The organism is Caballeronia glathei (assembly GCF_000698595.1).
Taxonomy (GTDB): domain Bacteria; phylum Pseudomonadota; class Gammaproteobacteria; order Burkholderiales; family Burkholderiaceae; genus Caballeronia; species Caballeronia glathei.
Genome location: NZ_JFHC01000056.1, coordinates 46,437 through 55,430 on the forward strand (window position 1 = coordinate 46,437; position 8,994 = coordinate 55,430).

An 8,994-nucleotide genomic window follows, 5' to 3' on the forward strand; every position below is an offset into this window, starting at 1 on the left:
GGCGGTTCATAGCTTGTAAAACGTCCACACGACTGGCGTCCCGCGCTTCGTCCATCGACGGTCACACCCCGCTACCGCTCCAATCACCAAGGCCGCGCTCGCGTCCCCCGTCATGGCTCATGCCCGGGCCCGGAACGTGCGGCGCAAGCGCCACCTGCCCACAGGAGCGAGGCGCTGCCATGGACCGTCGACGTTTCCTCTCGCTGTCCGCGTTCTATACGGTCGCCGCCGCGACCGGGACGCTCACCGCGTGTCACCACGATGACGACAACAACCCGGGCAGCAGCACGCCTCCTCCTCCGCCGACCGGCACGTTCGCATTCCCGCAGGGCGTCGCGAGCGGCGACCCGCGCGATGTCTCCGCCGTCTTCTGGACGCGCTGCACGGGCTCGAGCGGCGCGGCGCCAGGCGCGGTCGCACTGGTGTTGCAGGTGTCGCCGTTGCAGGATTTCTCGCAACTCGCCGCCAGCGTTCAACTCAGCGCGGTGCCCGACTTCGACCATACGGTGCGCGCAAAAGTTACCGGGCTGACACCGAAGACCACTTACTATTACCGCTTCGTCGCGGGCAGCGACATCAGCGCGACGGGCACGACGCGCACCGCGCCCTCCGCCAATGAAGCGAACCCGCGCGTACGCTTCGCCTGGTTCGTCTGTCAGAACTGGAGCGCGAACCACTGGCAGGCGATGTCGCTGCTCGCAGCCGAAACGGATCTCGACTTCGTCGTGCACCTGGGCGACTACATCTACGAGACGGTCGGGCCGGCTGCTCAGCCGGGCCCGGCGGAGCCGGCGCATCCGCCGCTCACGCTGCCAGACGGATTGCCGCTTCGCAGCGGCGGCACCTACGCGAATTCGCTCGCGGATTACCGCACGCTCTACCGCACGTATCGCGGCGACGCGCGTCTGCAGGCGATACACGCGCGCTTTCCGATGATCGCGATCTGGGACGATCACGAGTTCTCCGACGACTGCTGGCAAGACCATCAGACCTACACGAACGAGAACCGGCAGGAGACCCAGCGGCGGCGCAACGCGAATCAGGCATGGGCGGAATATCTGCCCGTCGACTGGGGCGATGTGTCGTTCGACCTGCGCAACGGCAACTACGACAACATCCGTCTCTATCGCGACTTCCACTTCGGCTCGCTCGTGCATCTCGTCATGACCGACGAGCGGCTGTATCGCGACGATCACGTCGTCAGCGAAGCGGCAATCGCGCAAACGCTCGGGCACGATCCGGTCAACGACAATGACCTCGTCGGCTCCCGCTACTTCGTGCCGCAGGCGGTGCTCTCGCAGTTCGAGACGCTCGCCACGCAACGGCTCGGGCGGCCGCCGTCGATCCTCGGCCCCGCGCAGACACAATGGTGGAAAGACACGCTCAAGGGTTCGATCGCGACATGGAAGGTCTGGGGCAACGAGGTGATGATGAATCGCCTGTGGCTCGATCTGAGCGCGATTGCCCCGGCGCCCGGGAACGTCGTGTTCGTGCTCGACTGCGACGCCTGGGACGGCTATCCGGCGCACAAGGCCGAACTGATGTCGTTCCTGAAGTCCCAGGGAATCAGCAACCTCGTTGCGATTACCGGCGACCTGCATGCGTTCCAGGCGGGTGTCGTGCGCGACGTGCCGAATCCCGCGACGGGTACGCCGGTGATGGTCGACCTGATGTCGGCGGGGATCAGCAGCCGGCCTTTCTTCGAGGACATCAAGACTTATTCGGCCGGCATGCCGCTCGGAGCGCTGGTCGCGTCGCCACAGGCGGTCGATGCGTTCGTCCGGCAGAACAATCCCGACATGGCCTATGCCGATCATGACGGAATCGGGTACGCCTCGGCGACGGTGACACCGGGGCAGTTCGTGGCGATCTTCAACAAGGTGAAGCCCCTCAATGCGGACGGTAGCGCACCGGCGGCGGCGCTTGCGAAGAGGACACGGATCACGGTGAATGCCGGGGCGGTGGCCGTTGTCGTCGAGGACAATATCTGATTGCTGCGCGGCCGGGCGGCGCAAATCGGTTGCCGGCTTCGCGCCAGAGCGGCGATTCGTGCTGCCGCTCGTGATGAGATCGGAGAACCAGCCGGCCGTGAGTGAGCCCACGAAGCCGCAGAAGAACGGAATCGATGCCGCGATGCCGGTATGCATGAGGCACTCAACCACCGCGCGCTGACCCGATGCCCCGCCCCTTCGACCGTCCGTCGCCCGCCTCCGACACGGCCGCCGCCCGATCGCCGAAGGGCCGCACCGTGCTCTCCGATGTCGCGAGGTTCGCGGTCCTGGCGCTGGGACCAACGATTGGCCTCGTTCGGCACGGTCTGTCAAGATGCGCAGCGCCCCATCGAAACGTTTGTGGCGAAAACACACACCGCATTCTTTGCTCTCAATACTCCGCAAACGATTGCTTATACTCTGTGCACCTCTATCTCCGAGGCGCATCGTATGTGGCACGAATGGCTTGAACATCTCCAGCAACTTGGCTGGAACACTCCGCTGACTTTGGCACTGACGTCAGGGGCGGTTGGCTCTGTCATCACGCTCGCGTGGATCTCGGCAAGGGATGCCAGGGAGCGCAAGCGTCAGCGGCGCGACACGGCATTGGAGCTTGCGCTATCGCTGGAAAGCTACGCTCGAACCTGCCGCACGATGATGCATAAGGCCGCCTGGGCAACAGCGGAGCCCGCCGGCCCCATGAGCCGCGAAGCCAGCAAGGGCGTCTCCATCCCCGCCTTCGCCTACCCTGACAAGCTTCAGTGGCACGTCCTGAGCCGCAAGGTCATCTCCGAGCTGCGCGAGTACCCGGCAACGGCGCACGCCGCGCGGGAGTATGTGGAAGCGTTCCGCGAATTCGGCGAGCCGATCGACGTTTGCGGCCAGGTCGAATACGAATGTGCGAAGGCTGCGATGGCAGCCTTGGCACTTGCCCGGACCACGCGCCGGCGATACGGCGCCGCGACATGGAAGCCGGGCGCCAAGGATTCAGCCATGGAGCGCGAACTGTCCGACTTCATCGCGAACGCTGAAGAAAAGCGCAAGGTGTCGCTCGAGCGTCGAACGGAATCCACGGTTGATCGGGCAACCGACGCGCAACCGTTTAAACAGGCACTTAGCGCCTGAAACCTGGACGAAGCCAGCGATACCCCGTTCGGCCGTTCGTGCGCTTCGTCATCGAATGACCGGAATCAGGGTGTGCATTCGGCCAGTCGATGAAACACGCCAGGCCGTAGCGGCAAAGCGGCGACGAGACGTCGCCGACCTCTGCCCAAAGCCTGTTCAATCAAAGCAAGGGCAACGTAAGCCGGATGTGCTCCGCGAATGCCGTGATCAGAAGGGACGGACGCTCCCGTTCGAACTTCAGCGTAATGCCTATGCCGGGCAAAGGCGGAAGCGCCGGATCGGCATTGAGTATGCAGAGATCCGGCGCGACGGCAGTCTGTGTGATGACGGCAAAGGCCTGCCCCGAACGGACCAGGGCCGTGAGGCCCGCAAGACTGCTGCTCGCGCAGGCGATGCGATAGGCTCTCCCCGAGCGTTGCAGCGCTTCGCAAGCAGCCACGTGATCGAGCGTGTCCGGATCGGAAAGCGCGAGCGGCAACGGGTCGAAGTGCGCGGAATCCAGCCCCGGATAGCCAACCCAGACGAGCGGTTCGCGGCGAATGATGTCTTCGTTCGCCGTGTCTTCCGGCAACGAGATCATGGCAAGGTCCAGCGCATGCATCTCCAGCTGTTCGAGCAATCGCGGGGTCGGGGCGCAAATGACCTCCACCAGCGCATGCGGGTGTTGGCTTGAAAACTGCCGCAGCAAATGCGGGAGAAAAACGGCAGCGTAGTCGTCCGGGCAGCCGAAGCGGATCGTCCCCGACAGCCCCTTGCCGGAAAGATCGGCCATCGCCTCGTCATGCAGCCGCAGAATGCGCTGGGCGTGGATCAACAGGCGTTCGCCGGGATTCGTCAGCACCACGCCACGCCCCGTGCGCTGAAACAGCGGCTGATCTACGATTTCTTCGAGCCGCTTCATCTGCTGACTCAGCGCGGACTGGGTCCGGCCGACCCGGCTGGCCGCGCGACTCAGCGCGCGGACTTCGGCAACGACGATAAACGAACGCAGCAGATCGATTTCGAGTGAAAGACTCAAGATATTAGGCTCGCTTCTATCTTCCATAAGAACTATTCGATTCTATGAAAGCAGAGAGCCCTCTAGACTGCAAGTTATTCTCGCCACCCGTCAAGGAGAAGCAAGGTGTCCCGGAACAACGATGCAACTTTTTGGCGTAACGCCAGGCAGCACCTCATCCGCTATGGAGGCACCTTCGAGCCGATGATCATCGAGCGCGCCCAGGGCAGCTTCGTCTATGACGCGGACGGCCGCGCGATCCTGGATTTCACCTCGGGGCAGATGAGCGCGGTGCTCGGGCACAGCCATCCGGAGATCGTGTCGGTCATCAACGAATACGCTGGCAAGCTCGACCATCTCTTCAGCGGGATGCTTTCGCGACCGGTGGTCGACTTGGCGACCCGCTTGGCCGAGATCACGCCCGACGGGCTCGACCGGGCGCTGCTGCTCAGTACGGGCGCGGAGTCGAACGAGGCCGCCATTCGCATGGCGAAGCTGGTCACCGGCAAATATGAAATCGTGGGCTTTGCGCAGTCCTGGCACGGCATGACGGGGGGAGCGGCATCCGCGACCTACAGTGCAGGTCGCAAGGGCGTCGGTCCGGCAGCCGTCGGCTCGTTCGCGATCCCCGCCCCGTTCCTGTACCGGCCGCGTTTCGAGCGCAACGGTGAATACGATTACCTGTCGGAACTGGACTACGCCTTCGATCTCATCGATCGTCAGTCCAGCGGTAATCTTGCCGCCTTCATTGCAGAGCCGATCCTCAGTTCCGGCGGGATCATCGAACTGCCGGAAGGCTACATGGCCGCACTGAAGCGCAAATGTGAGGAGCGCGGCATGTTGATGATCCTCGATGAAGCGCAAACCGGGATCGGGCGCACGGGCACCATGTTCGCCTGTCAGCGCGATGGCGTCACGCCCGACATCCTCACCCTGTCGAAGACGCTTGGCGCCGGCCTGCCGCTCGCGGCCGTCGTGACCTCCGCACAGATAGAGGAGCGGGCCCATGAACTGGGCTACCTGTTCTATACGACCCATGTGTCCGATCCGCTTCCCGCAGCTGTCGGTCTGCGAGTGCTCGACGTGGTCGAGCGCGAGGGACTGGTTGCGCGCGCGAACCTGATGGGCGAGCGACTCAGGCGCGGCCTGATGGATCTGATGGAACGCTTCGGGTGCATCGGCGACATTCGCGGACGAGGGCTGCTTCTGGGTATGGAGATCGTCAAGGACCGCCGCACGAAGGAGCCGGCGGATGGACTCGGCTCAAGGATCACCCGCGAGTGCATGAATCTGGGGCTCAGCATGAACATCGTGCAGTTGCCCGGTATGGGCGGTGTCTTCCGGATGGCGCCTCCGTTGACCGTCCACGAGGACGAGATCGACCTGGGTCTGGAACTGCTCGGGAAGGCGATCGAACGTTCGCTGTAGTCACCCGGTGTTCATGGATGAGTGGCAGGCGGCCGTTCGGTGCACAAGATCCCGGACGGCCGCAAAAGAAGCGCTGCTGCCGTCCGCTTCAATGTCCGCGACTTGAAGACGTCGCTGGTGACTCATCAGGCGCGCGCCAAGCGCTGAAGATGGCCTAACGCGTGCCCGCTTCTTCCAGCAGCCACTCCTTGAACGCGAGTACGGGCGCGGACTGGCCGCTTTCCTTCCGGTGCACGAGGTAGTAGGCGAGTTCGCAGCCCTGCACCGCTTCGAACGGCTTCACGAGGCGACCTTCGGCGAGGTCGCGTTCCACCAGCGTCGTTCTGCCGAGCGCGACACCGTTGCCGGAAACGGCCGTCTGGATCGCGAGCGCCGAGTCGTTGAGCTGCAGCCCGCGGTCAGTGTCCACGGCGTCGCGACAGCCGGCGTGCAGCAGCCACGAGCGCCACGTCGGAAAGACGCCAAAATCGCTCATCGAAATATCGTGGATCAGCGCGTGATGTCGCAGATCGGCCGGCGTTTTCAGCGCGTGCCGGCCGCGCAGCAGCGCCGGGCTGCACACGGGAAAAAACTCGTCGCGCAGCAGAAACGTCGCGACCAGATTGGGCCACACGCCCGCGCCGTAGCGGATGCCGACGTCGATGCGTTCCGCGGTGAAATCCGTCAGATGCCGGCTCGTATCGATGCGCAGATCGTAATAGGGATGCCTGCGCTGAAAACGTTCGACGCGCCACAGCAGCCACTTGTCCGCAAAGGCGGGCGGTACGGTCAGCGTGAAAGCGATGCGCGACTTGCTTGCCTTGATCCGTTCCACCCCGTTCGACAGCAGGTCGAAGCCGCCTTGCAGATCGGGCAGCGCGGCCCGCGCGGCATCGGTCAGGGTAAGCCGCGATGGCCCGGACGCGGAGCGATGAAACAGCTCGACGTCCAGATAGGTTTCCAGACTGCGGATGAGCTGACCGACCGCGGCGGGCGTCACGTTCAGTTCCGCTGCCGCCGCGGTATAGCTCAGATGTCTTGCGACCGCTTCGAAGGCTCGCAGGGCGTTGAGGTTGTTCGGTGCGCGCATTGTCGTCGGATGGGACGGTGGAGAGCCCCGACTTTACCGCGTTGCCGAACGATTGCGTCAGCCGCCGGTGCGTTCGGGCGCAACCCACGTTGGCGGGGAAGACCGGCCGGCATCGCTTCATTGCCGGCCGTTCGCCGCCATCGGGCCCTCAGATTTGCGACAAGCCGCCGTCGACCACCAGTTCGGTGCCGGTCACGTACGACGCGTCGTCGCTGGCGAGGAAGAGCACAGCTTTCGCGACTTCCACCGCACTGCCGATGCGCTTGAGCGGCACCGCCGCGGCGAGCGCTTCGCCCGACTTGCGCAGATCGTCTTCTGGCAGCCCCAGCTTGCTCGCAAACGGCGTATCGATCGGGCCCGGGCTCACCGCATTCACACGGATGCGGCGCGGCGCAAGCTCGGCGCCGATCGAGCGAACCAGCGAGCGCACCGCGGCCTTCGTGGCGGACAGGACAGCCAGGCCCGGCGTGCCGACCGCGTTGAGGAACGACGTGGTCACGACGATGCTGCCGCCGTCGCGCAGATGCGGCGCGCTCTTCTGGATGGTGAAGAACAAACCGCCGACGTTGAGCGCGAACTGATCGCCGAGCTGTTCTGGCGTGACCGCATCGAAGGGCGCGGACTTCCCTGCTCCGGCGTTGGCGAAGACGATATCGATCGCGCCGTGCGTTTCGACCACTTCGGCCACTGCCTTGTCGATTTGCAGCGGATCGCGCAAATCGGCGCGCAATATCATGGCGTTTTCGCCAAGCACATGTTCCGCTTCCCGCAGCCGCTGCTCGCTGGTGCCGATAACGACGACCTTCGCGCCTTCGTCGCGAAACAGCCTGGCGGTTTCGAGACCAATCCCCGACGTGCCGCCCGTCACCAGTGCCACCTTGTTTGCCAGCTTCATGATGTTTGCTCCTGCATGAGAGTTGAGTCATTCGAATAATCGGAAGCAGCGCTGCGTCCCGGTGACTCAACTATCGGCGCCGGCGAACGGCGCGGCAAACGAGAAGATCTGTAGCGGCGGCAAAGAAAAACTATCTGAGTGAGCGCGCTTTCGAACGGATTACGGAATGCAGATCCGTTGTCTGGCTAAAGGCTGGCTGAATTCAAGGACGCACGGCTGCAGCTCGCCAGACTTCGGCCTCGCGTCCTGCCGCATCGAACGGCGGTTGCCGACGTGGTCGTCGGTTCATTGAACGGGTGCCGGCACCAGCCCGTACCTGGACATGACACCGATCAGCTTCTCGCGGTCGGGCGGCCCACCGGCATTTACGATCGTCGCGACATCACGAAAATACTGCGCGCCGATATCGGGCGTAAGGACGATCAGTGCGCGGGCTGTGCCATTGTGCGGGTTGCTGAAGTGATGAACCGATCCTCGTGGGGTAAACATCCATTCTCCGGGCTTCAGGTCCCGGACGATCCCGTCGACCGAGTACCGAAGCACGCCCTCAAGAACATAGACGCATTCTTCGCTGCGCGTATGGCAGTGCGGCGGCGGAACTTGCGAGTTGGGTGACACCGTCAACTCGAAAACACCCATCCCACCTGTGGCCGTTCCATCAATCAGGTACTGAATGCACAATTGACCAACGTTGATTGGTTCACCTGCCGCCGCGCCGCTGGGAGTCATTTTCAACCTCCTTCAGATTAGGGATCTTCGTTAATCCGCCGACGTTACAGGCAAGGGATGCGCCGCTTGCGGCACGTCTGCCGCCTGAGGGAACTCAATTCAGCTCGGATTATGCGCCTCTTAGAACCGTACTTTCTCCGAGCGCGGCGAGGCCGGAACGAAGTGACGCGAAGCTGAATCCGCGCGGTCCTCTGGTGTCCCCGTTTAGCGTCGCTTGTTTGCAGCGTCTTTGTTTGCTCCGGGTTCGTCTTGCTCTGCGCGGCCAAAACCGAAGGTGCGCTCCAGATCAACCGGCGCACGCGACTGGCAACGTCCCAACCTCCCCGCAAATCGTCAAGCCCCAAACACGTAACGGCTACCCGTGTACGAGCGAATGAACTTCTCAGGCATCTCTTTCTGCAAGATCTGGACGAAGATTTCGCCGGTTCAGTGCATCGGAATGACGTAGTCGGGATCGGTTTCCTTTGGTGCCGTGACGGTCTGCCTGACATAGTCTTCCTTTTGCGGCGCCAGGTGAAAGCCGCCTGCCACAGCATGCACTTTCTTGATTCTGGAGACCTCCATCGCGCGTCTGACCGTATTCACGACGCCGCGGTGGCTGCAAGAGGTAATCACCACGAGACCGCGCCCTTTGACGTTGAAGCATGTCGCTAACGAGGTGTTGACCTGAATCCGTTGCGACTTGTTCGTCCAATATAGGGCAACAAACCTTACCGTGTTCGATGGGGAACACACTAAGAAGCTGTTGCGAAATTAGTTC

Annotated in this window: 8 protein-coding genes; 3 read left to right on the forward strand and 5 right to left on the reverse strand. The window is 63.2% G+C overall.

Features of this window, described 5'->3' with window-relative positions:
* Positions 1-179: 179 nt before the first annotated feature.
* Both BG61_RS27915 and BG61_RS27920 read left to right on the forward strand, forming a co-directional pair.
* Positions 180-1,991: an alkaline phosphatase D family protein gene (locus BG61_RS27915; RefSeq protein ID WP_035931001.1), complete on the forward strand. Its 1,812-nt coding sequence runs from the start codon at positions 180-182 to the stop codon at positions 1,989-1,991.
* A 306-nt stretch (positions 1,992-2,297) separates the two neighbouring features.
* A complete protein-coding gene (locus BG61_RS27920; protein WP_232256143.1) occupies positions 2,298-3,116 on the forward strand; it encodes a hypothetical protein in 819 nt (272 codons plus the stop codon).
* A 160-nt stretch (positions 3,117-3,276) separates the two neighbouring features.
* Here the strand turns inward: BG61_RS27920 and BG61_RS27925 are convergent, their stop codons facing one another.
* On the reverse strand, positions 3,277-4,161 hold the full coding sequence (locus tag BG61_RS27925) for a LysR family transcriptional regulator (RefSeq protein WP_035931003.1): 885 nt from the start codon (positions 4,159-4,161) through the stop codon (positions 3,277-3,279).
* Positions 4,162-4,239: 78 nt separating this feature from the next.
* On the opposite strand from BG61_RS27925, the gene BG61_RS27930 reads away from it, so the two are divergent.
* Positions 4,240-5,541 carry an aspartate aminotransferase family protein gene (locus tag BG61_RS27930; RefSeq protein WP_035931004.1) on the forward strand — a complete coding sequence of 434 codons (1,302 nt, stop codon included), beginning with the start codon at positions 4,240-4,242 and terminating at the stop codon, positions 5,539-5,541.
* A gap of 154 nt (positions 5,542-5,695) precedes the next feature.
* Here BG61_RS27930 and gcvA read toward each other — a convergent pair whose 3' ends face one another.
* From gcvA to BG61_RS43590, 4 genes are all read right to left on the reverse strand, one after another.
* A complete protein-coding gene (gene gcvA, locus BG61_RS27935) occupies positions 5,696-6,610 on the reverse strand; it encodes a transcriptional regulator GcvA (RefSeq protein WP_035931005.1) in 915 nt (304 codons plus the stop codon).
* 148 nt (positions 6,611-6,758) lie between these two features.
* A complete protein-coding gene (locus tag BG61_RS27940) occupies positions 6,759-7,505 on the reverse strand; it encodes an SDR family oxidoreductase (RefSeq protein ID WP_035931006.1) in 747 nt (248 codons plus the stop codon).
* A gap of 285 nt (positions 7,506-7,790) precedes the next feature.
* Positions 7,791-8,234 (reverse strand): cupin domain-containing protein, encoded by a 444-nt coding sequence (locus BG61_RS27945; protein ID WP_035931007.1) that lies wholly within the window; start codon positions 8,232-8,234, stop codon positions 7,791-7,793.
* A 426-nt stretch (positions 8,235-8,660) separates the two neighbouring features.
* Positions 8,661-8,819, reverse strand: coding sequence for a hypothetical protein (locus BG61_RS43590; RefSeq protein ID WP_174479748.1), 159 nt, complete (start codon positions 8,817-8,819; stop codon positions 8,661-8,663).
* Between the last annotated feature and the right edge of the window lie 175 nt (positions 8,820-8,994).

Coding starts and splice junctions, on each gene's coding strand:
- BG61_RS27915 (WP_035931001.1), top strand. CDS start 180: ATGGACCGTCGACGTTTCCTCTCGCTGTCCGCGTTCTATACGGTCGCC.
- BG61_RS27925 (WP_035931003.1), bottom strand. CDS start 4,161: ATGGAAGATAGAAGCGAGCCTAATATCTTGAGTCTTTCACTCGAAATC.
- gcvA (WP_035931005.1), bottom strand. CDS start 6,610: ATGCGCGCACCGAACAACCTCAACGCCCTGCGAGCCTTCGAAGCGGTC.
- BG61_RS27940 (WP_035931006.1), bottom strand. CDS start 7,505: ATGAAGCTGGCAAACAAGGTGGCACTGGTGACGGGCGGCACGTCGGGG.
- BG61_RS27945 (WP_035931007.1), bottom strand. CDS start 8,234: ATGACTCCCAGCGGCGCGGCGGCAGGTGAACCAATCAACGTTGGTCAA.